The following is a 24,123-nucleotide window of genomic DNA, read 5'->3' on the forward strand; positions in this document are numbered from 1 at the left end:
GTGTGCTAGAAAAAGAACTCAAAAAACAGTTTCCAAATGCTACTGTCAAAGGAATTAGAGCAGATGTTACAAATAAAACAGACAGAGAAAAAGTAGCTAACTGGATAGATGAAAATTTCGGAAAACTAGATATTTTGGTAAATAATGCTGGAATAAATATCAGAAAATCAGCTTTAGAATATAGCGAAGAAGAATACAGAAAAATAGTAGAAATTAATCTGATTGCGCCTTTTGAAGTTGCAAGAACATTGTATCCGTATCTCCAAAAGTCTGGAAAGGCTTCCGTGATAAATGTGGGTTCGGTAGCAGGAAACCAAGACGTAAATAGTGGTTTGCCGTATGCCATGACGAAAGGAGGAATCAACCAGCAAACAAGAAGCCTAGCCACCGAATGGGCAAAAGACAATATTCGTGTCAATACAGTTTCGCCGTGGTACACCAAAACGCCACTTACAGAAGCTGTTTTTGAGAATAAAGAGAAATTAGATAAGATAATTTCTGCTACTCCTCTAAGAAGAATTGCAGAAGCAGAAGAAATGGCTGCTGTTATTGCCTTTTTAGCAATGGACAAATCGTCTTACCTCACAGGACAGAATATTACTGTGGATGGTGGAATGAGTGTGAGTGTTTTTTGATAAATTTATTTCATTTTAGGATAACAAAAGTAGTTTTTTGTAACAGGCTGTGTAAACGATTGAAGATAAGGAATATCAGAAGCATTGGTAATATCAATGACTTCTCCTGTTTTCCTCAAAATGCAAATCTCTTCGCCTGTGCCAAGAGCATACGCAGAGTTGGTAATATTTCCTTCACAGACTAAAAAAGATAAATCTTCATCTTTTATTCCAAAAGTAGCCTTTACTTTTTCTTTTATCTCATTTTTAAAATTTTGGTCTAGTTCCTCGCTTGTAAGGTGTGTTTTGAAAAGACGACGACCTACAAGCATATTGCTAAGAGAAGATAGAATTTTGTCGCTATGGTTTGTCCAAACTTTTATACTTGCCCAAATATCATAATCGTCTAATTGAATGAAGTTTTCTAATACATTTTGCTGCTTTTCGAACTGATGAAGCGTAATCTCATTCTGAATAAAAAAGGAAAGCGAAGGCGTAGAGAATAGTTTTTCTCCGTTTTGTGTCAAATATCTTGCTCTACGAATGGTCTGAATAAGCATTTGTTCTGTCGAAACGGTAGTTTTGTGTAGGTACACCTGCCAATACATCATTCTACGAGCATTTAAAAAGTGTTCTATGCTATATACTCCTTTTTCTTCTACAACTAATTTATCATCACTCAAATTCAGCATTCTGATAATTCTTTCTCCTCCGATTGTCCCTTCCGAAACACCAGTAAAAAAGCAGTCTCTTTGCAAGTAGTCCATCCTGTCCATATCTAACTGCCCAGAAACTAGCTGATGAAAAAACGGACGATGATAATTCCCTTTAAAAATATCGATGGCTGTTCGAAGTCTTCCATTAAATTCTTTATCTAGTTTTTCCATTATCAAGAGAGAAAGTTCTTCGTGATGGCAGTCTTTCAGAATAGTACATTCTAAAGCATGAGAAAAAGCTCCGTGTCCGACATCGTGCAGCAGAATGGCAATAAGAGCAGATTCGTATTCTTTATGAGAAATTTTGTGTTCTTTTAATCTCAAAGTATCTAATGCCATTCGCATAAGGTTCATAGCCCCCAAAGCGTGATGAAAACGAGTGTGAAGCGCACCTGGATAGACAAATTCTGTCAGTCCTAGCTGTTTTATTCTTCTCAAACGTTGAAAGTATGGATGATTGATAAGTTGGAGAATGAGTTTTGAAGGAATACGAATAAAACCGTGAACAGGGTCGTTGATGATTTTGCGTTGTTGTGGGTAGTCGTTCATCTGAAAATGGATAAGTCGGAATAGAATTATACTGTAAAAATACAAACAAAAAAACTCTTCGAAGTTTTTGGCTTCAAAGAGTTTTTCAAAAAGGCTAGTGTGAAATAATTTAGTTTTTTCTTGTAGGAACTTTATACATTATTGAAATATTTGCTGATAGTGTTCTATTTTGAGGCATAGCTATTAAACATTCATTAGGTAAAGGATTTACAATTCCATCAAAGCCTTTTTCGAATATAAATACTGGAGCGATATAAAATTTATCGCTTAATTTTATTCTTGTACCTACTTTAAAAACTACTCCTTTGTCAGTAGAGTTGAAAAAACCTTCTCTATAATCTCCATCCGAACGCATATCTAGTAAAAAACTATAATAAAAACCAGTTTGAATAAGAGGGCGAATTTTTACATTTTCTTTAAAGAACGAATAGTTTAGTAAGATGGCATTTCTAAAGTATTCTAAGTGCGTAAAGGTTTCATATTTTCCTTCCTGCCAGCTATTTCCTTGTTGAGAATATCCATTTTCTAGTGAAAAACTAATTTTTGGAGTTAGCTGATAGGTCAAAACACTACCTAAATTGAATCTGACAACATCTTTTGAGTATTCGACATTAGGAAAATGATTAGCACTGTTTATGCCTGTTTGGATGCCTACATGAATTTTTTGAGCAAAAACAGATACAAATACACAACTGAAAAATAGAGTTAAGAAAATAAATTTAAAATACTTTTTCATTTTTAAATGAATTAAGAAATAAGTCAATGCTATAGTATTCCGAAAAGGTTATTATTTCTTTACAAAGTACAAAATAAAATTCTAATAACTCTTACGAGTTACATTTGTATCTGCTTATGACAATGCTTCTTACTCTGAAGAGTGAGCTACATATTAAGCCTTAAAACGCTCTTCTACTTTCTCCCAGTTAATAACTTTATAGAAATTCTCAATATAGTCTCCACGTTTGTTTTGATAGTTGAGATAATAAGCATGTTCCCAAACGTCTAGCCCTAAGATTGGAGTTCCTGTTTCATCTACTAGATTTTTCATCAGTGGGTTATCTTGATTTGGTGTCGAAGTAATGAAGAGTTTTCCATCACCAGCTTTACAAAGCCACGCCCAACCTGAGCCAAAAACACCTTTTGCCTCCTCTGTAAATGCTTTTTTGAAGGCTTCATACGAACCAAAATCTTTCTCCAAGGCAGATTTCAGATTTTCTGTCGGAACTTGATTTTTTGGAGATAAGGATTCCCAAAAAAGACTGTGGTTGTAGTGTCCCCCTCCATTGTTGCGAACGGCTGTATCGTTATCGCCTATGCTTTCCAAGATTTCTCTTAGATTTTGGGTAGAAAATTTTGTTCCTTCAATAGCTGCATTGAGTTTGTTTACATAGCCGTGATGGTGTTTTCCATGATGAATTTCCATTGTTTGCTTATCAATATTGGGAGCAAGAGCAGCAAATTCATAAGGTAGTGCTGGCAACTCAAACGGAGATTTGAGTGTAAAAAGACCGTTTTCTGTGGCGACTGCTGTCGAATCTGCATTTACTTTTGAAGTATCTTTATTAGAGGAGTCGCAAGCAGAAAGAGGATTTAATATGATTCCGATAGTAGCTAAACTAGCTGTTTTGAGAAAAGTACGTTTGTCCATAAAAAAAAATAGAGTATAGTTGTAGTTTGATATTTCTATAATCCAAATACCAATCAAATAGTTTTGAAAAGTTTACCTTAACAAGGTATCAATTTTTTCTTGATTAGTTTTGCCAAATTTATTTTCTATAAATTCTTTTAAGCTTTCAAACTCATTTTGGGAGTAAGAATGAATGATTTTTCCTTTCTCCAAAAAGCTAATTTTATCTGCGTGTCGAAAAACTGTTTCTAATATATGTGAGGAAAGTAATACAGTTTTGCCTGTGTTTTTGAGTTTTTGAATAATCAGATGTACAATTTCAGAAGTTTGTAAGTCTAAACCGTTGAAAGGCTCATCTAAAATGATGATTTGTTTCTCCAAAAGTAAAATACTCAAAAGACTTAATTTGCGTTTCATTCCTGTCGAATAACTGTGAGCAAAATCTTGCAAAGGAAGTTCGAAAAGCTCGTTCCAATCTTTTATTTTTTGCTCTATTTCTTTTTGCTTTTCTTTGTTCTGACTAGCAAAATCAATACTTAAAAACAAATGTTCTTTCCCTGTGATGTAGGGATAAAAATAGTTTTCTGTTTGCAGGAATGCAATACTATTTTGAATGAGAGATACTCCCTTTGTAGGCTCTAAAAATCCAAAAATAAGATTAAAAAGTGTTGTTTTTCCTGCTCCATTGTCTCCCAAAATTCCGTGGATAGTTCCTTTTTCTACGTAAAGTGAAAGTTCATTTAAAATATTTTTGTTGGAGTTAGGATATTGAAAATTAATATTTTCTAATTCAATAGCAAAGCTACTTTCCGATTGGCTTTCTTCCATGTCTGATAAAAAATAAAAAGTGAAACAGGTAAAAAGATAGAAATAAGAATGAAGATAGTGATGGGAAACATATTCAAAGTTTTTCCATTTTGATTATCTAAGCTAGAATATTTGTAAACTATCAACTGAAATAAAATCAAATTATAGAGAATAAAACAACCAGCTAGTATGCCTAAAAATACAAGAGGTGGAAAGTTAGCTGTAGAATAACTTATGTCAAAAAAAATAAATTTGATACCCAAAAGATTGAGAAAAGTGATTACATAATGAGGTAGAAAAATTAGATTACCAAATAGAAAAGCTGATGAAAGTCGGTTGTTCCAAAATTTTTGCTTGGTTTGATAGGATTGTATGAGTTCTTTCGGCTCTAAATGATTGTAGATTTCAGTTAAAAAAAGAGCATAAAAAAGTAAAATATAAGGCAATGCTGCCCAAAAAACACAAATGATACATCCTAGAATGTAAAGCAGGAAAAAAACAGTATTCTTACGCAGCGTCATGCGCCACTCCCAAACACTTAGTGGAATGAGTAAGATTATTTTTTTGAAAAATAGCGCAAAATGGATGCTTTTTACGTTTTTTGGAGAGTAAAATGCTAGAAAAACAGACAATATAAAAGAGATAAAAAAATAAATCAACTGATGCCAACTGATTTCCAATACAAAAAATAATGGAAAGTGGAAGAGGAAAAATAAAGAAGTGTATTCTACAGTACGGATTCTGAAACCACTATTTTTAGTTTGATTTTTTGAGAGATAAGATAGAAAATGATAGTCATTTCTATTTTGATGAAGAGAGAAAATAAGTGCTAAGAAAATCAGTTCAATTTGATAAGACTCTAAAACAAAAAACTTTTCATAAAAATAGCCTATTCCAACACCAACTAAAAGTAATAGTATAATGCCCCTTACCAGTCCAAACTCACTCAATACTCTGAAAAGCTGTTTGAAACGTAATTTTACCAAAAACAAAATCATAGAAAACTGATCAAAATATAGTATTATAGATAACTCATCAGTAGTAAAAAACTAGATTTAATTACAAAACTGTTTGAAGGTATAAATCAATCTCTTTTAAATGTGTCAGAATCATAAAATGTGCTCCATCTTTTACTATAAAATGACAATTTTTTGGAGCAGGAATAATCATATCTTTATCGCCATGTATTCTAAGGATAGAGTTTGTACGCTCCAAATGGTTGTCTTTCCAAGTCATAATCATCTTTATAAAAGATTTTGCCAACTTTGGGTTTGTATTTTTGATGATTTGAGAAAGTTGTTTTCGTTCTTTTATGTATTTTTTGATACTTACTCCAAAAGCAAAACTAAGCAATCTGTTAGGTTTATTGAGAAGCAGTGTAGGAATGAAAAAATAAAGTTTCAACTTTCCTAATACCCTGTACAAAAATGGAAGCTCTTTTGGGGTAGATGCACTAGAAATCAAAATAACCTCTTCAGTTTTAATGTGCTTTGATAGCTCTGACACTAACATTCCTCCAAAAGACACACCTATCAAAATTACTTTTTGGGTTGTGTCTATCTGCGATGAAAGTTGTAAAGCATACTCTTCTAAAACCTTACTTTTTGGTCTTTCCCATTCTATGAATTTGTGTTTTCGATTATTAAGAAAAGAAAAGCCTTCAAATACAGACTTGTCTGCCCCCAAGCCAGAGAAAAGGTAGATGGTAGTATTATTAATGTCAGACATTTTACTTTTTCAATCCCAAACGTTCTAAGATTCTATTTTTGAAATAACTAGCTTGTCTGTAAAATAGTGTTCTTTTAAAGGTTTTTATTTTTTCAGCAGTATAGGCTTTCAAAAAAGTATAATAAAATGCTATTTTGCCTCTTTTTGCTATATAAAATTCTTTTCTAGCATAAAACTGATCACCAGAAAGACCATTTGTAGTATCTAAAATTTTAAAAAAGCCTCGGGCATACATAAACTTTTCTACATCGGGCTTTAAGGGTTGCCCTTTGTATAACTCAACTTCTTCGACTTCCATCCAAATACAATCAATAGCATTGATAATTTGATTAGCTCCTTCAAATACCATCAATTCAGCTCCCTGTACATCTATATGAATAAAATCTATCTTTGAGATATTTTTTTCTTGACAGAAATCTGATAAAATTTGAGTTCTGACCTCTATTTTTTCTTCAAATTTCAGCCACTTGTGAGTGTCTGTGTGAAGCTCTGGAGAAAGTAAAGAGCTAGATTTATTTCCATAATTCACATTATCATCTTTACCTTCTGGAGTTCCTGAAGAAACATGAAAGGTTGCTGTACCATTCTCATTACTCAAAGCAATTTGAAAGGGATTAATGTTGTTGTACGAAGCTGTATTTTGTTTAACTAAACTAAAATTTGAAGGAACAGGTTCGAAAGTGTACAAGGTTGCATTTGGAAAATGTTCTGAATAAAAAATGGAACTTTCTCCTTCACAAGCACCAATATCAAAGATAGTTAGCTTGTCTTGTTCGTTATATATATCATACAATAAAGCTATTGGATGATATATATCTTCAACTATTTTTTTACTCATATTTTAATGAAATAGCTTAAAGGTTATCACGGTTATTTACGTAGGTCAGACTTCCAGTCTGACGACAAAGACTAAAAAGACTTTATTTCAATCCAAAACTTATGTTTTGGATTTTACAGACCAGTCTTCCAGACTGGTGTACAAAATTAACCGTGATAACATTTCTTATTTGGAAATATTTAATTTGATAAAGGTACATAAAATACTTTACGAATACTTATGCAACACTGAAATGACTTAGAAGATTAGACAAAACCAATACTTATTCGTTACTTTGTAAATTGAAAAATAAAAGACGATTTAAAATAGAGATGAGTTTAGAAAATAATTCAGCAAATACATTAGACAATTATCAAGTTTATACATTCCCTAACGGTATTCGTTTGGTGCATTGTAGAGTCAATCATACAAAAATAGCACATTGTGGTTTTAGTTTGGAAGTAGGAAGTAGAGATGAGAAGGCACACCAAGAAGGAATTGCTCATTTTTGGGAACACATGGCATTTAAAGGAACACAAAAACGCAAAGCTTTTCACATTATCAATCGTTTGGATGCTGTGGGGGGAGAACTCAATGCCTTCACAACAAAAGAAAAAATTGTTTTTTATGCCTCTGTTTTAGACGAACACACAGAAAAAGCCATTGATATTCTTTCTGATATTGCTTTCCGTTCTATTTTTCCAGATAAAGAAATTGAAAAAGAACGAGGTGTTATTTTGGAAGAAATGGCGATGTATAAAGACAATCCAGTAGATTTATTAGATGATGAGTTTGATGAGGTTGTTTTTGGAACACATGCTTTAGGAAAACAAATTTTAGGTACGGCAGAAAGCGTAAAGCGTTTCAAACGTACTGACTTTGAAGAGTTTGTGAGTCAAAATTTGGATACAAGTCGTTTAGTTTTTTCTTCTGTAAGTCGTTTATCTTTTGAGAAAGTCAAGAAAATGGTAGAAAAGTATATTGCTGATATTCCAGTCTTTTCTTCTACTTTATATAGAAAGCCTGCTCCATTTGTAAAGGCACAACATATTATCAAGCCAAAATCTATCTCACAGGCACATTGTATGATTGGAGGAGCATCCTATAATTTACATGATAAAAAACGTATTCCCTTTGCTCTTCTAATAAACTACTTGGGAGGTCCTGCCCTTAATTCTCGTCTCAACCTTTCGCTTAGAGAAAAATATGGTTTGGTATATTCTGTCGATGCTGGATTTTCTGCATATAGCGATTCGGGTATGTTTGCTATTTCATTTGCTACAGAAAAAAAGAATTTGAATAAAAGTCTGAATTTAGTATTAAAACAACTTGATTTACTAAAAGAAAAACCGTTAGGAAGTGGACTTTTTCATACAGCCAAACAGCAATTTAAAGGACAACTAGCTATGGCAAGTGAGAGTAATTCTGGATTGATGATAGGAATGGGGAAATCATTTTTAGACTTTGGTAGAATGGTTACACTACAAGAGTTTTTTGATGAAATAGACGCACTAACTATTGCTGATTTACAAGAAATTGCAAGAGAAGTTTTCAGAGAAGAGAATTTACATCGTCTGATTTATATGCCTGATGGAACAGAAGAAGAGGGTTAGATTTTCAATCCTAAAATAGTAATATCATCTCGCTGTTCTACTCCCCAGCTATATGTTTTTAGTTCGTCATAAAGTTCTTCTCTTTGGACTGAAAGTGGAAGAGTAGCTCTTTTTTCTAAAAATTCTAAAAGTTTTGTTGTTCCAAACTTTTTATTGTCAGAGTTTTGCTGATCACTAAAACCATCTGTCATTAAGTAGAGTATATCACCTTTCATAAGATATAAATCTTGTGTGGTAAAAGGTTTGTTTTTTCTGTCTCGTCCTCCAATAGATTTTGTATCTCCTTTCAAAGTTTGTAAAAATGAGTTTTGGAAATAATAAAGAGGACGTTTTGCTCCTGTAAATTGTACTTGTGCTGTCTCATCTGAATTGAAATGAATCGTACAAATACAAACATCCATACCATCATCGTTGGAGAGGTCATTTTGTTGTAAAGATTTTTTTACACCTTCGTTCAGACGAGTTAAGATTTGTGAAGTATCAAATATTTTTTCTTGGTTAACAATCTCATTCAAAAGTGTATTGCCAATCATGGACATAAATGCACCTGGAACACCGTGTCCTGTACAATCAATTGCTGCCACAACTGTTTTTTGTCCTTCGGTGGTGTAGTGGTTTGCCATCCAATAAAAATCTCCAGAAACCATATCTTTAGGAGAGTAAAGTATAAAATGGTCTGCAAATCCCTTTTCAAACTCTATGTGTTGAGGTAAAATAGCTTCTTGTATGGTTTGAGCATAACGAATAGAGTCTGTAATTTTTTGGTTTTTGGTCGTAACTTCTTTATTCAGTTGTTGAATTTCATCAATTTTAGTTTCTAGTTCTCCCTTGGCTTGGTTGAGGTCGTGATTAGATTTTTCTAAATCTTCATTTTGCTTATTAATCTTGCGAGAAAAGAAATATGCACCTCCAGCCACTACCAAAAGCAATAAGGCAACCACCCCTGCAATAATCATTTGAAGACGAGCCATTTCTTTCTCTTTTTCTACTTCTTCTATTTTTTCTGTGAAAGCTGTGGTAATAGAATCTTTTTCATAGAGAAGTCCTCTAATTTTGTCCATTAGCTTCCTAGTTTCGGCTTGCGCTGCTTCAAAAGCAGTTTCATTTTCTATAAGTTTATTGGCTAAGGCTTCCAATTCTCTTCGTAGTCTGCTTTTTTCTTGTGGTGTAACATTGCTTCCGTTGAGCTGATTAGCTATTTTTTCCATTTGGTCACGGATTTTATAGCCTTGCTCGGCAAGCAAACTTTTTTGTAGCTCCAAGTCATTTACTACCTTTTCTAAGTTGATGCGTTCTTGTTCAGTAGCTGTGGTATCAGGTATTTCTGTTTTAGTTTCTTCTTTCTTTGTTTTGTCTTCTTTTGGTTTTTTTTCTTTTAAGACAGGATTTGCCAAATCTCCTGATAAGACAATTTTTACTTCATTTTTTTTAGCATCATAAGAAAAAAACTTCCCATTAACACTTTTTCCGTTGATAATGAACTTAGAAGAAGCACTCACACTTTTGTCATTAGGAATTTCCATATAAAAATTCCCCACAGCATCTGCTCTAACCGATTTTTCATAATTTACACCTTTCCAAATTACCTCTGCTCCTGCTAGTGGAGCATTTCTTTGTGCAAAGACTTGCCCTTTCAGCGTTCTGTTTACTTCTCTTAGCTGAATATTCAGACCATTTCTTGTCATTTCATAATCTACTAAAGAATAGCCTTCTTTCTCTACATTTACTTTCTTTGGAAATCCTTTGGCGGCTGGATATTCTATGGTAAAACCTCCATTACTATTACTTACCCCTTTTCCAATATTGGGAAGAATAACAGAAACTCCTTCGACTGGACTGCCTTTTGTGTCTTTAGTTGTACCTAGTATTATTTTTGTTTGTGCGAAAGCAGAGTTGAAAACGCAAAGCAAAAGGCACAAAAAAACAACAAGATTTATGATAAAGCGAGTAAAGTAAAAAGTATTTAGTGAAATAAAACTCAATTTGGATAGCATAAATAGTAAGTAGGACAGATAATTTTAAAGTATAAATCTCAAATATCTAAACTCTAAAGTTGGCTTTTACCATTCAAATATATAAAATCTACACTTATCTACCTATAAAAAAAGACTATAAAGAATCATTTTATTTTGAAAAATAGCTTTTTTACCAATATTATTTTTTGAAGTAAACCTCTCTAGCTTTTTTTAGAGCATCACCAAAGGCTTTTTTTGACGAAAACATTTGTTTGAAAGCACTCTGATATGTCTTAGGAGAGTCTTCTGACGGCTGATTTTGTTCTTGATTAGAGATAGGGTTTGAGGCAGATGTTTCTTCTTTTTTAGCTTTGCTTTGAGCTTCTTTTTCTTCTTTTGGACTTATCTCTGTATCTGTTTTTTTACTGAGCATTTTGTCTTCTTTGCTTTGTTCTTCTCTAAGTCTATCAGCTTTCTCAAAACTTTTATTAGCTTTTTCTTGGTAGCCTACTTTTTCTTCCAAGAGTCCTAAGTTGTTGTGAGCAATGGCATCTGTTGGGTCTAGTTCAATCGCTTTTCTATAATCTTGCATTGCCAAAACATTCATTCCTGCTGCTGCACGTATATAAGCACGACTAGAATAACGATACGGATTTTCTGGCTCTAATTCTAAGGCAATATTCATATTGACAAGTGCCTCCGATAGTTTTCCAACAGTAAAATAAAGTACGCCACGTTCGCTATACGCATTTGGATTTTCAGCCTTTTGAATGGAAAGATTATAATCTGCTAAGGCTTTTTGAAATTCTTGCAATTTGAAATATGCATATCCACGTCGGAACAATACTTCTCCCTCTGAAATAGATTCTAATTCTTTGGCATTTGGGTTTTGAGTAAACAGATTTAATATATTTGTAGAAACCTTAACAGCTTTGTCGAAGTTACCTGCTTGAATGGCTGTATTTATAGTTTGAATATTCATTTTTTATAATTTTAAACAGTATATTTTACTAATGGAAAAAGTAATTTTTGTAATGCTAGTGTTTTGTCTATTTTCTTGTGGCTTAAATGAGAGAAACAAAGAAGTATCAGTAGATAAAGAAAAAGGCATACTTCGAATAGAAGAAAACAATAATCATCTCATTAATGACCCTCGTTCTCCCAACCCTAGTAGCGAATTAGCAGTAGCGATGCGAAATATGTGGGAATATGCCGATACCATGAAAATGCAAATTTTAGATTCTACCTCACAAGATTTGTCAGAATATCGCTCCAAATTTGATGATATTTTGATAGCCAGACCCACAGATGAGCATACCAAGAAGCCAAGTTTTGATGCTATGGCAAAAATAATGCTCCAACGCTTAGATAGAGTATATCAAAATACAGGAAAAGAACAAAGTGTACAAGTAGAAGGTTTTAATTTATTTGTTCAAAGTTGTTTACAATGCCACCAACAGCAATGCCCTGGTCCTGTTTCAAAAATTTCAAAATTACTAATTCCGAAGGAAAAATAACTATTTTGAAAATAAATTCTTGAAAAAAATAACAACTCGCAACTGCTTATAAGTCAGTTTGTTAATCTTCTTAGAAATAGAATATGAAGAAAAAACGTTAAAAGTACCTTATCCTTTTTAACATTTTCTCCGTATAGAAAAGTAAAGAACTTCAAATAGTTCTATTTCAAAAATATTTTCAAACTTCTGAAATTGTTTTATATTTCGGTACAAACTTATTTTTATTTTGTCATCTATAAAAAACTATGTGGAAAAGAATTAGCAAAATTTTACAAGCCAATGAAAATCATGCTCGTAGGGAAGAAGAGAAAGCTCAAAGAGGTGAAATCTTCAAGGTGGCTATGGTAAAAATTGAGCAAGCAATTTATAAAAACACTAGAATTTGGGAAAATGTCAGAAAAAATAAGGAAGAACTCTATCAAAAAATAGAACAAATAAAGTATGCTATTGAGCAAGAAGAAACAGCCTTACAATATGCTTTAAGAAGTAAAAATAAATCGCTGGCTAGTTCGCATATTCTTCAAAAAGAAAATTTAGAAAGACAGAAAAAAGAATTTGAAGCTCTATATGCCCAAGTATTACAAACTTGGCAACAGATGGAGCTTCAAAAGCAAAAACTAACACTTCAACTTCAAGAACTCAAAACAAAGGAAGTCTTGCTAACCAACAGACTTCAAAATGCTAAAAATCAAAGGGAATTACAGCTTGTTTTAGATGATTTGGAAATTTCTGATGAGATAGATTTGTTTGAAGACAAAGTAAATCAAGCACAAATAGAAGTTGATTTGGTAGATGGCGTATTAGACATCGAAAATCAAATGGAAGGCTTGCAAGCAAATTCATTAGACGAACTAGATAAAAAATTTGATGCCTATCAGCAAAAAGAACAAGACAAAATTCAAGAAAAACAACGCAAAAGGGTAGAACAAATTTTTAGTAGAAATGAGAATAAAACGCAAGCACAGAAAGCTGATGAAAAAAAACAGCTGGAAGAAAAAAGAAAACAACTTTTAGAACAGTTTAAAGAAACGCATCACAAAACGGTAAACGAAAGCGACAACCAAAAGCTACAAGATGACATAAAAGCTCATTTTGAGAAAGCTAACGCAAAAGAAGATAAAAGCAGTGTTTTGAATGATTTTTTTTCTCAAACAGAAAAGACAGAAAAAGAAGATACTTCAAAAAAATCTGTTATTGATGATTTTTTTAATCAAGATGAAAAACAACAGGGTGAAAAACCAACCCAACAAAAAAATCAGAAAACAGAACAAGAGCTAACTAAAGAAGAACAAATGAAAAAGTTTTTTGGGAAATAATTCTATTAGCTTTTAATGCTAAAGGCTGACAGGAGCAAAAATTTTTTAATATTTAACAACGTACGACAGTAAACTATTTTAATTTTTAAAACCACGAAAAAAATGGCAATCTCGCTAAAAAAAGGAGGACGTTTCAACCTCTCTAAAAATGAACCTAGTTTGGAAAAAGTAATGGTCGGACTTGGCTGGGAAATGAAGTCTGGCGCAAAGCTAGACCTAGATGTTTCTGTTTTTATGGTCGGAGCTTCAGGCAAACTTCCTGCTGATGAATATTTTGTTTTTTATAACAATTTAAAATCTCCAGACGGCTCTATACAACATACAGGCGACAACCGAACAGGCGATGGAGAGGGAGATGATGAAATGGTTTTGGCAAACTTACCTCTAGTGTCTTCTGACGTAAAAGAACTTATTTTTGTGGCTTCTATCCACGAAGCAGCTACTCGTCGTCATAACTTCGGACTTTTGAGAGATGCTTATATCAGAGTAGTAGATGTTAGTTCGGACAGAGAAATTTTGCGTTACGATTTGGATGAAGAATTTGGTTCAAACACTGATGTAGAGTTTGGAAGGTTAGTTAGAGAAAATGGAGAATGGTCGTTTGTAGCGTCTGGAATGGGCGAAAATGGAGGTTTACAGACCTTTGTAGATAAGTACGCATAAAATTCAATTCAGATTTTTGAATGTAGATTTTAGATTAGATATATATTTCATTCTAAAATCTACACTTCATAGTCAAAGGCAAGCCGTTTGACCTACGATTAATTCTAAATTGGTTTTCAATTCTAAAATCTTAAATCACAACTCTAAATTTATATAAATGAGCATATCACTAAATAAAAAAACAGGCATCAATCTTAAAAAAGGAAGTTCAATTTCTTTAGAAAAAGCAGGAAAAACCTATGACCGAATTTGTATTGGCGTAAACTGGGGGATGATAAAAACAAAACAACTTTTTGGTTTAGTTTCTAGCAATGAAAGTGTAGATTTAGATGGTAGTGTTGCCGTTTTTGATGCAGAAGGAAACCGAATAGATTTGGTATATTATTCTTCACTTATTTCAAAAGACAAAGCCATTGTGCATAGTGGCGACGACAGACAAGGCGATAGCAAGGCTGATGATTTTGATAATGAAGTTATTGAAATCGAACTCAACAAAATTGATGTCCGTGCTACCCAATTAATCTTTTTCCTAAATTCCTATAAAGGACAAGATTTTGCTGAAATTCCTTATTCTAAAATCCGAATTTTTGAAGGTAATAAGAGAGAGGTAAGAGAAGTTTTGGCAACATTTAATCTTTCTTCTGAACCCAAATTTGCAGGACATACTTCTATGGTAATGGGAAAAATGATGCGCCATGCATCTGGAAAATGGGAGTTTAAAGCCATTGGAGAAGCGATTCGTGCGCCACACATGAGCCAAACTTTAGATATTATTGCCAACGAATATTTATAACCAAGTCAAATTATAGCCATTTAATTATTATTTCAATAACTAATCTCGTAAAATTATGTCAATAAGACTTTCAAAGGGAAGCACCCTCAACCTTACCAAAAAAGAACCCAGCCTAGAAAAAATAATGATAGGATTGGGCTGGGAAATGAAAACCTCCAACAAATTAGATTTAGATGTTTCTATGTTTATGATTGGAGAAAATGGAAAACTTATCTCTGATGAATACTTGGTTTTCTATAACAACTTAAAATCTCCAGATGGTGCGGCGCAACACTTGGGCGACAACCGAACAGGAGACGGAGATGGAGACGATGAAATGATTTTGGTAAATTTAGCCACTATAAACCCAGCCGTAACAGAACTTATTTTGGCTGTTACAATTCATGAAGCTGAAACACGTCGCCATAACTTTGGACTATTGAAAGATGCTTATATTCGAATTGTGGATGTCAAAACTGACAGACAGGTTCTTATCTATGACCTTGATGAAGAATTTCCAACCGATACAAATGTAGAGTTCGGAAGGTTAGTAAAACAAAATAACGAATGGTCTTTTGTGGCTTCTGGTGTAGGAGGTAAAGAAGGTTTACAAGGGTATGTGGATAGATATGCTTAAAAAAATGAGTAGAAACAGTTTGTAGTGTTTTGATTCTACAAACTGTTTTTTGTTTTGGACTCAGTTTGTTTCTTGTAGTTGTAACGAGATATAAATTCAAGTCCCTTAAAGAAACTAAATAGTATGGTAAGACCAATAAAAAAGAATAGGATATAAATTAGCATAGGAATATGATATTTTTTTGGCAATAATTTTTATATCATTCCAATTCCAAAACTAAATCCAATTTTTAATTTATTTTAATAAAACACACTAAACTGCTTGTTTTCAGTGATTTGTTGTTTTTATCTCTTGAAGCATTAGCTTAATTATTATCCAAAATGAAAATGATTTTTTTCAAAATGAAGTAAAAAAAGAAAATTTTATTCACTTCTCTAGTGCTATTTTTACTCTCAAAATCCCTGCAACACTAATCGCATCTGTGATGTCTCCTCTCAAAACCATCTGATAGACTTCTTCAAAAGGTAGTTTTCTGATAGCTAAATTTTCTGTTTCTTCAGGCTGCATTTCTCCTTGTTCTAGTTCTTGTGCCAAAAAAACATATCCTACTTCATCACAAATAGAATTAGAAGTATGAAGCTTCATAAGTTTTTGCCATTTTTTTGCTTTTAATCCTGTTTCTTCTTCTAGTTCTCGTTGAGCGTGCAATAAATAATCCTCTGTAGGTGCGCCTCCCATCGGAATTTCCCAAGAATATTCGTTGAGGGCATAACGCCATTGTCCTACCAAATAGGTGTTGTTGTCTTTATCTAAGGGCACAATTCCGATAGCTGCATTTTTAAAATGTACTACACCATAGATTCCATTATTTCCACTTGGATTAATGACTTTATTTTCTTCTACATGAATCCAGTTGTTTTCATAAACCGTTTCCGTAGAGAGTGTTTTCCAGTCGTTTTTTTCATTCATAAACTTATATTTTTTTTATAACACATAGAAACATAGTACCACAGAGGGAAATACCATAGATTTTTTGGTTATCTAAACTACAAAAATTGCATTTCCTTCAATTCTTTACGAACTTTGCAGCCTAATTTATTTAGTTTGTAATTAGTCTAAATAATCTCAAACAATTAGTTATAATTTCAGATTATCAGAGTTAGATATTTTGTTACAAACATAAAATCGAAAAGAAACAAACAACAGCAATGCTAAATATAAACAACTTACAAGCTAGTATCGATACAGGTGCAGGCGAAAAAGAAATCTTGAAAGGACTTAATCTTGAAGTAAAGGCTGGCGAAGTTCACGCTATTATGGGACCTAATGGTTCTGGAAAAAGTACGTTAGCTTCAGTTTTAGCAGGAAGAGAAGACTATGAAGTTACAGGAGGAAGCATCGATTTTGAAGGAAAGGATTTGTTAGAACTTGCTCCTGAAGAGCGTGCTGGCGAAGGAATATTTTTAGCATTTCAACACCCAATAGAAATACCAGGAGTGAGCAATGCTACTTTTATGAAAACGGCTGTCAATGAAATTCGTAAATACAAAGGACAGGAAGAACTAGATGCAGTTTCATTCTTAAAATTGATGAAATCAAAAGCTGCTGAAATGGAATTAGATTCTTCACTTCTGACAAGAGCTTTAAACGAAGGTTTTTCTGGTGGAGAGAAGAAAAAGAATGAGATTTTCCAAATGGCTATGTTAGAACCAAAATTAGCTGTTTTAGATGAGACAGATTCAGGATTAGATATTGATGCACTCCAAATTGTAGCCAGTGGAATAAATCGCTTCAAAAGCAAAGATAATGCTGTAATTATAGTTACGCATCATCAGCGTTTGCTAGATTATATAGCACCAGATTTTGTACATGTTTTATATAAAGGGCGTATTGTAAAATCGGGTACAAAAGAGCTTGCTTTAGAGCTAGAAGCAAAAGGATATGGTTGGATAAAAGAAGAAGTGGATTCAGTTACCAGTAATCAGTAATCAGTTACCAGTTTTTATTCTGTTTTATCTTTCTTATGATAAAGTGTATTTCAATTAATAATTAATCACTTATCACTAATCACTACCTCATGACAACACTACTAGACGATATAAAATCTACTTTTTTAGCTCCTTTTGAAGAACTGGCTGAAAAGTTGAGCGATAATACAAATACAGACAAAATTTCTCAAGGCAAAAAGGCAGCTTTAGAAGCCATTAAAAGAAATCAGTTTCCTACTACGAAAAATGAAGAATGGAAATATACAGATATAAAACCAATTACTTCCAATAAATTTGATTTGCAAAGTAGAGAAGACTCTTTAAATGCAGATGTAGATTTAAACGACTTTGATTATTTTTTGAATAAAAATACAGCGTTAAAGTCTCATGTATTGGTTTTTATAAATGGCTATTTTTCTGCAAAACATTCATCTATTAAAGAAACAAGTAGTAAAATTTCTATAAAACCTCTTACAGAAACACATCCAAGCGACGAAGTTTTTGAAAAATTTCTCATTGATTTGAATAACGATTCTGTCAGTATTTTTTCAGACATAAATACAGCTTTTGCTACCGACGGTTATGTTATTGAAGTAGCAAATAATGAAGAAGTAGAGCTTCCTGTTTTTGTGTATTTTGTAAATGATGCAAGCCATAAGAATACGCTCACTCAAGTCAGAAATTATATTTCAGTAGGAGAAAACAGCCGTTGTACAGTTGTAGAAAATTACATTACGAAGGGAGAAAATCCTAACCTTACTAATATTGTAACATCTGTAAATGTTGAGAAGTATGGAAATGTAAAGCATTACAAAATACAGGCAGATGCAAAAAGTCAGTTTCAAGTAGGTAGCACGCACGCTAAACAAGCTGATAACAGTAGCTTTACCAATACAACTATTTCTCTTGCAGGAAAACTTATTCGTAACGATTTGAGAATCACTTCGGGTGAACATTGTGAATCGTATATGAATGGTCTTTATCTTTTGAATGAAAAAACACATGTAGATAATCATACTGTTATTGACCATCAAAAGCCAAATTCGTACAGCAATGAAATCTATAAAGGCGTTTTGGATGAGAAATCAAGAGCTGTTTTTAATGGAAAAATATTTGTTCGTCAGCCAGCTCAAAAAACGAATGCATTTCAGTCTAACAAAAATATTTTACTTTCAGATGATGCCATTCTGAATACAAAACCACAATTAGAAATTTGGGCAGATGATGTAAAATGTTCGCACGGCGCAACGACGGGAAAACTAGACGAAGAAGCTCTATTTTATTTACAAGCTAGAGGTATTCCAAAACAAAAAGCAAAATCACTACTTCTTCAAGCCTTTGCTGAAGAGGTTTTGGAAAGTATAGAAATTGATGTTTTGAGGGAGTTTTTAGTAAGTGAAATTGAAAATCGTTTGAGTGTGTAGTATTTTGCTAAACACTAAGAATAGAAGATGAAAAATCCTTTTTGAATAAATTGCCTAAAACAGTTTATACAAAAAGGATTTTTTTTGCTAATTTTAAAAACACAAATCAATTTTTGCTTATGAAGCCCAAGACCTATTTTTCTAAAACAGAATTACTAAAAAATACTATCCTTTCTTTTGAAGTTTTAATATTGATTATTGTAGGAACGATTGGTATTATTCTAATTTTTAATAAAGAAACTTCTACAACAACGGATATTCTAGGATTGAGTATTGCTTTTTTGATTTTGATAATAATATGGACGTTAGTTCTCTTCTTTTATAGAAATTATGTTTTGAATGATATATTGAAACAATTACAAAAAAATAATTTTGAGGTGTTAGAGTTTACGCTTGCACCTACAAAAATAGAATTCCAAAAAAATCAAAAATCTTATCTCTTAACAACAGAAGACATAAGTTTGAGAAATATTGATTTTGTGCTAGAGCCAACGGATAGAGTAAAATCGAAACATAAGCAACAAAATAGCTGGAAAAGAGAATCAAGAACCTATTTTTATACGTCAAAGGTTATCCAAAAACTTCTTGATTTTGCAGAAAGTCAAAAATAAGAAAAAACCTTTTTGAATAAATTGCTTAAAACAGTTCTTTCAAAAAGGTTTTTAAAACTGATTACTGGTAATTACTTACTGGTTACCGTTTCTATTTCGCCTCTAGTTCAATAAACGGAATTATCATTTCCTCTAACGAGATACCTCCGTGCTGAAAAGTATCTTTGTAGTATTTGACGTAGTGATTATAATTGTTCGGATAAGCGAAAAAATAATCTTCTGTTGTGAATACAAAGCTCGTCGATACGTTTTGGCGAGGTAAGAAGAATTTTTCTGGGTCTTTGGCTACCAAAACATTTTTAGGGTTATAATTTAGGTTTTTACCTTGCTTGTAGCGCAAATTGGTGTTTGTGTTTCTGTCTCCTATGATTTTGTAAGGACGCTTCGTGCGAATTGTTCCGTGGTCAGTAGTAATAATCAAACGACCATTTACCTCTGCAATTTTCTTCAACATATCCCATAAAGGAGAGTGTAAAAACCACGACTTTGTAACCGAACGATAAGCTGCTTCGTCTGGCGCAAGTTCACGCACAAAAGCAGTATCCGTACGTGCGTGTGAGAGCATATCTACAAAGTTATAGACGATGACGTTGAGTTCGTTTTGTTGGAGATTACTAAAGTTTTCTACCAGTTGTTTTCCTTGATGATTTCTAAGGATTTTGTTGTAAGTTGTTTTTGTGTCTCCAAAACCAAATTCTTTCATTTGTCGGCGCAAAAACTCTTCTTCGTGGTTGTTTTTACCCTCATCATCTTGGTCTTCTACCCAAATATCAGAATGGTCTTCTGCCATTTCCAAAGGTAAAAGTCCAGAAAAAATAGCATTACGAGCATAAGCCGTAGTGGTTGGCAAGATAGAACAATATACTTTCTCTTCTTTGACTGTAAAGTATTCAGCTAAAAGCGATTCTACTATTTTCCATTGGTCGTAGCGTAAATTATCTATCAAGATAAAGAATAGAGGACGTTCTTCGTTGAGTTTTTTGTCTTCTAAAAGTGGAAAAACCCATTCGCCCATAATATCGTGAGACATCATTGGGTATTCGTCTTCAGTAGCGTCATTGAGCCAATATTCGTAATTGTTTTGAATAAATTTAGCAAAACTGATGTTAGCCTCTTCCTTTTGAGATTCCAAAATCTCTTGCATACTTTGGTTTTCGGTGTCTTCGATTTCAAGTTCCCAATAAATCAGTTTTTTATAGGCTTCTACCCACTCATCAAAATCTAAATCATCTTGAAAGGTCATGGAAAGATTCCTAAAATCTTGTTGGTAGCTCAGATTTGTCTTTTCAGTAACCAATCGTTTTTGGTCTAAAATCTTCTTTATAGAAAGCAAAATCTGATTTGGATTAACAGGCTTGATAAGATAATCAGCGATTTTTGCCCCAATGGCATCTTCCATAATATGCTCTTCTTCGCTCTTAGTTATCATAATAGCTGGAAGTGATGGACGAGTTGTTTTGATTGCTGTTAGGGTTTCTAAACCAGACATACCTGGCATATTTTCGTCTAAAAATACAATATCAAAGTTATTTTCTTCTACTGCTTCTAACGCATCTGTACCACTATTGACTGCCGTTACATCGTAGCCTTTCTTTTCTAAAAATAAAATATGAGGTTTGAGGAGTTCTATTTCGTCGTCTGCCCAAAGGATGGAATATCGTTGCATAAAAAATGGTTTTTAATTGATAATGGACAATTAAAAATGAATAATTGAATGAAAGTTTAATAAATTATTTTGGGTAGAAGTATTTCGTATTTGAAGTGGGGTTATTATCCTATAAAGTCTAGCAAATATACATTTTTTTGAACGCATAGCAATTTAAAGAACGATAAAACTGGGTTTTAGTTTTTTCTGATAATAAAATAAATTATAAGTAAAACAATAACGACTATAAAAAGCCCTAAAAATGGATAATTGATTCCTCCATGAATAAATTTCTCTTTTATCGCAGGTTCATACTTATTTTTATCTGTGTCTATTTCAACATCTTTTGGTTCGTTATTTTCGGTTGTAGTGGTTTTATCTTGAATAGATTTTGGCATTTTTTTTAGTTTAGCTAGAGAAAGTAAAGAGTCTGTATCAGTATTAATTTTATTCCAATTTATCTTTATTTGAGGAAATTCTTGTAGAAATTGTTTGTAAGAAAGATATGTTAGTCTGTCGTGATTAGTTTCCCTAGAAGTATCAGCAGGGTTTTCTATCTTTTCTTTAGCATATTTTTGTTTCAATTTTTGAGTTTCTTTTATTTTTTCATCAAGATAATCTGAATCATATTTGTAATAATTTTTGACCATCTTGTATAGAGCATTAGCGTACTCTACTGATTCTACATTTTCTGAACATTCGGCTAGTTCTATTAAAAGATGAGCCATTACATCATTAGGTGGAGAACTAAAAGGAAAACGCTCACGAAGTTGAATATTAATCTGTGTATAAACTTCTTTATCATTTTTTTGAGTTTCTGAAAGTGCTAAAATAGAATTTTGAGATAAGTAAGAAGGATTTTGAGTAATTTTTTGTTTTGCTTCCAATATTTTTACGTGTATCCATTCGCTTCCTCCGTGTGAGTTAGGATTGAGCTTAATTCCTTTTTTTATATACTTCAATGCGCTGTCTAATTCTGAATTGAGTTCATACGCTGTTCCCAAGTTTGCTACAATTTTATAATCATTAGGATAGTGATAATGCAATACTTGTAAAATATCTACAGCAATATCAGTTTTTCCTAGCTTCATTAAGGTAACTGAGTAATCAGATAAATATTTATAAGAATGCTCTTTTTCTAACTTTTTGTTAAGCTCACGCAGACTATTAAGGTGTTTTTGAGTATTGAAATTTTTATAAAAAAAATCTTTCAAAACATAAGTCATCTCGTGAGTATGTCCGTCTTTATCTGTGCCATAAAAATAATTTAAACAAGCCATAGAAGGATTGTAAAGCATACAGAGTATTAATAACAGCGAAAATAATTTCTTCATAACATGACTTTTAAAGTAAGGGAGTATTGATAAATATAATCAATTTTTTGTTCTACTTTTTATTTTGTATCCGAAGTTGTTTAATGTTTAAGAAGCTATGTTATTCGGTACTGACCTATCTGTCTAACATTGGTTTATTTAGGTCAGTTCATCAGATAGGACAATAAAAAACATACTTACTTAGTAGTAAGTAAAATATTTTTTGTAGTTTTGCGTTATGATACTATATCTAACTCAAAACATCTTTTTATTTTATGTCTAATATTGTTATAGCATCTCAATCTTATTCTTTAGATTACTTGGATAATAAACTAGCTACACTAGATACTAGAGAAAAAATAATCTATTTAGGAGAAGCTCTGTTTCAGCAGTTCGGATACAATGGTTTTAGTTATAAGCATATTGCCCAAAAATTAGGAATTAAAAATGCTGCCATTCATTATCATTTTCCATCGAAGGAAGATTTGGGAATAGCTATCATAGAACATGCAAGAGGTAAGTTACAACGTTGGAAAACAAAAACTGACGAATTACCTATTTCTGCTACTGAAAAACTGGAAAAATATATTGATGGTATGTATGGTTGGCAGATAGACAAAGGAAACAGAGTATGTTTGATGGCTGCTTCTGGAACAGATTTTTTTTCTATTCCCCCAACAATGCAAGAGAAAGCTCAATCTTTAGGATATTTTATACGTAATATGTATAGTGAAATATTGAAAGAAGGTAGAGAGAACAATGAGTTTTATTTTGAAGGTGAGCCTAAACATCAAGCTCTTAATATTTTATTTGCACTTCAAGGCTCTTTACTGAGTGCCAGACTACATGGCAAAGAAGTATATCAGATAGCTAAAAATCAAGTTTTTCTGAATTTGAAGGCTAAAAAATAAACACAAGGATTTTATAACAAACGACACGTTCAAATAAATTTTTCTTAATCAACTTACTTATTAGTAAGTATAAATTTAAAAATCTATGAATATCATTTTGCAACAGCTACTTAAAAAGCCTTTTTTTGGTAATTTCTTTGTTCAGAATTGGGAAAATCCATTACCAAGCATAGAACAAGAACAATGGAAGGAAATTAATTTCTTAAATCCAGACGGATTTATTTTGAAAGGTCTGTTTGCTCCTGCTCTTACACACGAACCCAAGGCAAGTATTTTGTGTGTTCCTCCAATGCTTAAATCTTCAAAAGGCTATTTTTTGAGCAGTGGTATTGCCAATTTTTTAAGAAAAAATGGTTACAATGTTTTTTTAATTGATTTGAACGGCTTTGGAGAAAGTCAGAATGGAAGTTTTGATTTTCCAGCTGATGTTTTGGCTGCAACAAAAGTTTTAGAAGAGCTTACACCATCTTTGCCCTTGGGATATTTTGGTATATCGCAGGGAGCAGCTTGGGGAATTTGTGCTTTAGCAAACCCTACTCATAGTTTCGAAACGGCTATTTTTGAAGCTCCTCTTACCTCTCTTCCAGAGTTTTGGAAACATTATCCTTTAGCTGCAAAAGTCTTGAAAGTGATGCAGTTTATAGACCCTGTAACAGAAAAAGAAAAATTAAGACCCATCAATAAGATTTCACATCTAAAAAATCTCAAAAATATACTTTTGATGTATGGCGATAAAGACATTCATACACCTATTGAAATGGGAAAACGCTTTAAAGACAAGGCAAATGTAGATACAGAACTTTTTATTTTTGAAAATGCAGCACATTTAGAACCTATTAAAAAATATCAAGGGCTTTATTTTGAAAAAGTAGTGAATCATTTTGATACAACTTTTGCTCCTTCAAATACTATTCGCTCTGAAGAGTATTATTTTGATACCGAACTTACTTATTAGTAAGT

The 24,123-nt window shown here is 32.5% G+C and carries 24 protein-coding genes; 12 read left to right on the forward strand and 12 right to left on the reverse strand.

Going from position 1 to position 24,123, the window contains the following annotated elements; genetic code table 11:
• Positions 1-635: SDR family oxidoreductase (locus QZ659_RS04460; RefSeq protein WP_291722463.1), on the forward strand; the 635-nt coding region annotated here is incomplete at its 5' end.
• A gap of 5 nt (positions 636-640) precedes the next feature.
• On the opposite strand, the gene QZ659_RS04465 is transcribed toward QZ659_RS04460, so the two are convergent.
• The 7 genes from QZ659_RS04465 to QZ659_RS04495 all read right to left on the reverse strand — a co-directional run bounded on the left by QZ659_RS04465 (position 641) and on the right by QZ659_RS04495 (position 6,879).
• Positions 641-1,879 (reverse strand): HD domain-containing protein, encoded by a 1,239-nt coding sequence (locus QZ659_RS04465; protein ID WP_291722466.1) that lies wholly within the window; start codon positions 1,877-1,879, stop codon positions 641-643.
• Positions 1,880-1,988: 109 nt separating this feature from the next.
• Positions 1,989-2,615: an outer membrane beta-barrel protein gene (locus tag QZ659_RS04470; protein WP_291722469.1), complete on the reverse strand. Its 627-nt coding sequence runs from the start codon at positions 2,613-2,615 to the stop codon at positions 1,989-1,991.
• Between the two features lie 153 nt (positions 2,616-2,768).
• Positions 2,769-3,527, reverse strand: coding sequence for a superoxide dismutase (locus QZ659_RS04475; RefSeq protein ID WP_291722472.1), 759 nt, complete (start codon positions 3,525-3,527; stop codon positions 2,769-2,771).
• 72 nt (positions 3,528-3,599) lie between these two features.
• Positions 3,600-4,334, reverse strand: coding sequence for an ABC transporter ATP-binding protein (locus tag QZ659_RS04480; protein WP_291722475.1), 735 nt, complete (start codon positions 4,332-4,334; stop codon positions 3,600-3,602).
• Positions 4,292-5,311, reverse strand: coding sequence for a hypothetical protein (locus QZ659_RS04485; protein WP_291722478.1), 1,020 nt, complete (start codon positions 5,309-5,311; stop codon positions 4,292-4,294). The genes QZ659_RS04480 and QZ659_RS04485 overlap by 43 nt, the downstream gene beginning before the upstream one ends.
• A 61-nt stretch (positions 5,312-5,372) precedes the next feature.
• Complete coding sequence (locus QZ659_RS04490) at positions 5,373-6,041, reverse strand: serine aminopeptidase domain-containing protein (RefSeq protein WP_291722481.1); 669 nt, start codon at positions 6,039-6,041, stop codon at positions 5,373-5,375.
• Position 6,042: 1 nt separating this feature from the next.
• Complete coding sequence (locus tag QZ659_RS04495; RefSeq protein ID WP_291722483.1) at positions 6,043-6,879, reverse strand: FkbM family methyltransferase; 837 nt, start codon at positions 6,877-6,879, stop codon at positions 6,043-6,045.
• 311 nt (positions 6,880-7,190) lie between these two features.
• Between QZ659_RS04495 and QZ659_RS04500 the strand changes: the two genes are divergently transcribed.
• The gene (locus tag QZ659_RS04500) at positions 7,191-8,471 is read left to right on the forward strand and encodes a M16 family metallopeptidase (RefSeq protein WP_291722486.1); all 1,281 of its coding nucleotides are present in this window, start codon (positions 7,191-7,193) and stop codon (positions 8,469-8,471) included.
• Here the strand turns inward: QZ659_RS04500 and QZ659_RS04505 are convergent.
• Together QZ659_RS04505 and QZ659_RS04510 are read right to left on the reverse strand one after the other, a co-directional pair.
• Positions 8,468-10,465, reverse strand: coding sequence for a PP2C family protein-serine/threonine phosphatase (locus QZ659_RS04505; protein WP_291722489.1), 1,998 nt, complete (start codon positions 10,463-10,465; stop codon positions 8,468-8,470). The two genes, QZ659_RS04500 and QZ659_RS04505, sit on opposite strands and share 4 nt — an antisense overlap.
• Before the next feature lie 160 nt (positions 10,466-10,625).
• Complete coding sequence (locus QZ659_RS04510; protein ID WP_291722493.1) at positions 10,626-11,408, reverse strand: tetratricopeptide repeat protein; 783 nt, start codon at positions 11,406-11,408, stop codon at positions 10,626-10,628.
• A 31-nt stretch (positions 11,409-11,439) separates the two neighbouring features.
• On the opposite strand from QZ659_RS04510, the gene QZ659_RS04515 reads away from it, so the two are divergent.
• From QZ659_RS04515 to QZ659_RS04535, 5 genes are all read left to right on the forward strand, one after another.
• Positions 11,440-11,943, forward strand: coding sequence for a hypothetical protein (locus QZ659_RS04515; protein ID WP_291722496.1), 504 nt, complete (start codon positions 11,440-11,442; stop codon positions 11,941-11,943).
• A 245-nt stretch (positions 11,944-12,188) separates the two neighbouring features.
• Positions 12,189-13,259 carry a hypothetical protein gene (locus QZ659_RS04520; protein ID WP_291722499.1) on the forward strand — a complete coding sequence of 357 codons (1,071 nt, stop codon included), beginning with the start codon at positions 12,189-12,191 and terminating at the stop codon, positions 13,257-13,259.
• A 102-nt stretch (positions 13,260-13,361) separates the two neighbouring features.
• Positions 13,362-13,922 carry a TerD family protein gene (locus QZ659_RS04525; protein ID WP_291722502.1) on the forward strand — a complete coding sequence of 187 codons (561 nt, stop codon included), beginning with the start codon at positions 13,362-13,364 and terminating at the stop codon, positions 13,920-13,922.
• A 157-nt stretch (positions 13,923-14,079) separates the two neighbouring features.
• Positions 14,080-14,715 (forward strand): TerD family protein, encoded by a 636-nt coding sequence (locus QZ659_RS04530; RefSeq protein ID WP_291722505.1) that lies wholly within the window; start codon positions 14,080-14,082, stop codon positions 14,713-14,715.
• Positions 14,716-14,770: 55 nt separating this feature from the next.
• Positions 14,771-15,331, forward strand: coding sequence for a TerD family protein (locus QZ659_RS04535; RefSeq protein WP_291722508.1), 561 nt, complete (start codon positions 14,771-14,773; stop codon positions 15,329-15,331).
• Positions 15,332-15,697: 366 nt separating this feature from the next.
• Here the strand turns inward: QZ659_RS04535 and QZ659_RS04540 are convergent, their stop codons facing one another.
• Positions 15,698-16,240, reverse strand: a complete 543-nt coding sequence (locus QZ659_RS04540) for an NUDIX domain-containing protein (protein ID WP_291722511.1) — start codon at positions 16,238-16,240, stop codon at positions 15,698-15,700.
• A 239-nt stretch (positions 16,241-16,479) separates the two neighbouring features.
• Between QZ659_RS04540 and sufC the strand changes: the two genes are divergently transcribed.
• From sufC to QZ659_RS04555, 3 genes are all read left to right on the forward strand, one after another.
• On the forward strand, positions 16,480-17,259 hold the full coding sequence (gene sufC, locus QZ659_RS04545; protein WP_291722514.1) for a Fe-S cluster assembly ATPase SufC: 780 nt from the start codon (positions 16,480-16,482) through the stop codon (positions 17,257-17,259).
• A gap of 89 nt (positions 17,260-17,348) precedes the next feature.
• Positions 17,349-18,683, forward strand: a complete 1,335-nt coding sequence (gene sufD, locus QZ659_RS04550) for a Fe-S cluster assembly protein SufD (protein WP_291722517.1) — start codon at positions 17,349-17,351, stop codon at positions 18,681-18,683.
• Positions 18,684-18,802: 119 nt separating this feature from the next.
• Positions 18,803-19,294 (forward strand): hypothetical protein, encoded by a 492-nt coding sequence (locus tag QZ659_RS04555; protein ID WP_291722519.1) that lies wholly within the window; start codon positions 18,803-18,805, stop codon positions 19,292-19,294.
• Positions 19,295-19,385: 91 nt separating this feature from the next.
• Here the strand turns inward: QZ659_RS04555 and QZ659_RS04560 are convergent, their stop codons facing one another.
• Complete coding sequence (locus tag QZ659_RS04560) at positions 19,386-20,960, reverse strand: PglZ domain-containing protein (RefSeq protein WP_291722522.1); 1,575 nt, start codon at positions 20,958-20,960, stop codon at positions 19,386-19,388.
• Positions 20,961-21,136: 176 nt separating this feature from the next.
• Positions 21,137-22,273 (reverse strand): tetratricopeptide repeat protein, encoded by a 1,137-nt coding sequence (locus tag QZ659_RS04565; protein ID WP_291722525.1) that lies wholly within the window; start codon positions 22,271-22,273, stop codon positions 21,137-21,139.
• A 254-nt stretch (positions 22,274-22,527) separates the two neighbouring features.
• Between QZ659_RS04565 and QZ659_RS04570 the strand changes: the two genes are divergently transcribed.
• Both QZ659_RS04570 and QZ659_RS04575 read left to right on the forward strand, forming a co-directional pair.
• Complete coding sequence (locus QZ659_RS04570) at positions 22,528-23,163, forward strand: TetR/AcrR family transcriptional regulator (protein WP_291722529.1); 636 nt, start codon at positions 22,528-22,530, stop codon at positions 23,161-23,163.
• Between the two features lie 85 nt (positions 23,164-23,248).
• A complete protein-coding gene (locus tag QZ659_RS04575; RefSeq protein WP_291722531.1) occupies positions 23,249-24,118 on the forward strand; it encodes an alpha/beta hydrolase in 870 nt (289 codons plus the stop codon).
• The last annotated feature ends 5 nt before the right edge of the window (positions 24,119-24,123 follow it).

It is taken from the genome of Bernardetia sp. (assembly GCF_020630935.1).
GTDB lineage: Bacteria > Bacteroidota > Bacteroidia > Cytophagales > Bernardetiaceae > Bernardetia.

Excerpts from the sequence above, each read along its gene's own strand:
- QZ659_RS04465 (WP_291722466.1), bottom strand. The coding sequence starts at position 1,879 with ATGAACGACTACCCACAACAACGCAAAATCATCAACGACCCTGTTCAC.
- QZ659_RS04470 (WP_291722469.1), bottom strand. The coding sequence starts at position 2,615 with ATGAAAAAGTATTTTAAATTTATTTTCTTAACTCTATTTTTCAGTTGT.
- QZ659_RS04475 (WP_291722472.1), bottom strand. The coding sequence starts at position 3,527 with ATGGACAAACGTACTTTTCTCAAAACAGCTAGTTTAGCTACTATCGGA.
- QZ659_RS04480 (WP_291722475.1), bottom strand. The coding sequence starts at position 4,334 with ATGGAAGAAAGCCAATCGGAAAGTAGCTTTGCTATTGAATTAGAAAAT.
- QZ659_RS04485 (WP_291722478.1), bottom strand. The coding sequence starts at position 5,311 with ATGATTTTGTTTTTGGTAAAATTACGTTTCAAACAGCTTTTCAGAGTA.
- QZ659_RS04490 (WP_291722481.1), bottom strand. The coding sequence starts at position 6,041 with ATGTCTGACATTAATAATACTACCATCTACCTTTTCTCTGGCTTGGGG.
- QZ659_RS04495 (WP_291722483.1), bottom strand. The coding sequence starts at position 6,879 with ATGAGTAAAAAAATAGTTGAAGATATATATCATCCAATAGCTTTATTG.
- QZ659_RS04500 (WP_291722486.1), top strand. The coding sequence starts at position 7,191 with ATGAGTTTAGAAAATAATTCAGCAAATACATTAGACAATTATCAAGTT.
- QZ659_RS04505 (WP_291722489.1), bottom strand. The coding sequence starts at position 10,465 with ATGCTATCCAAATTGAGTTTTATTTCACTAAATACTTTTTACTTTACT.
- QZ659_RS04510 (WP_291722493.1), bottom strand. The coding sequence starts at position 11,408 with ATGAATATTCAAACTATAAATACAGCCATTCAAGCAGGTAACTTCGAC.
- QZ659_RS04515 (WP_291722496.1), top strand. The coding sequence starts at position 11,440 with ATGGAAAAAGTAATTTTTGTAATGCTAGTGTTTTGTCTATTTTCTTGT.
- QZ659_RS04520 (WP_291722499.1), top strand. The coding sequence starts at position 12,189 with ATGTGGAAAAGAATTAGCAAAATTTTACAAGCCAATGAAAATCATGCT.
- QZ659_RS04525 (WP_291722502.1), top strand. The coding sequence starts at position 13,362 with ATGGCAATCTCGCTAAAAAAAGGAGGACGTTTCAACCTCTCTAAAAAT.
- QZ659_RS04530 (WP_291722505.1), top strand. The coding sequence starts at position 14,080 with ATGAGCATATCACTAAATAAAAAAACAGGCATCAATCTTAAAAAAGGA.
- QZ659_RS04535 (WP_291722508.1), top strand. The coding sequence starts at position 14,771 with ATGTCAATAAGACTTTCAAAGGGAAGCACCCTCAACCTTACCAAAAAA.
- QZ659_RS04540 (WP_291722511.1), bottom strand. The coding sequence starts at position 16,240 with ATGAATGAAAAAAACGACTGGAAAACACTCTCTACGGAAACGGTTTAT.
- sufC (WP_291722514.1), top strand. The coding sequence starts at position 16,480 with ATGCTAAATATAAACAACTTACAAGCTAGTATCGATACAGGTGCAGGC.
- sufD (WP_291722517.1), top strand. The coding sequence starts at position 17,349 with ATGACAACACTACTAGACGATATAAAATCTACTTTTTTAGCTCCTTTT.
- QZ659_RS04555 (WP_291722519.1), top strand. The coding sequence starts at position 18,803 with ATGAAGCCCAAGACCTATTTTTCTAAAACAGAATTACTAAAAAATACT.
- QZ659_RS04560 (WP_291722522.1), bottom strand. The coding sequence starts at position 20,960 with ATGCAACGATATTCCATCCTTTGGGCAGACGACGAAATAGAACTCCTC.
- QZ659_RS04565 (WP_291722525.1), bottom strand. The coding sequence starts at position 22,273 with ATGAAGAAATTATTTTCGCTGTTATTAATACTCTGTATGCTTTACAAT.
- QZ659_RS04570 (WP_291722529.1), top strand. The coding sequence starts at position 22,528 with ATGTCTAATATTGTTATAGCATCTCAATCTTATTCTTTAGATTACTTG.
- QZ659_RS04575 (WP_291722531.1), top strand. The coding sequence starts at position 23,249 with ATGAATATCATTTTGCAACAGCTACTTAAAAAGCCTTTTTTTGGTAAT.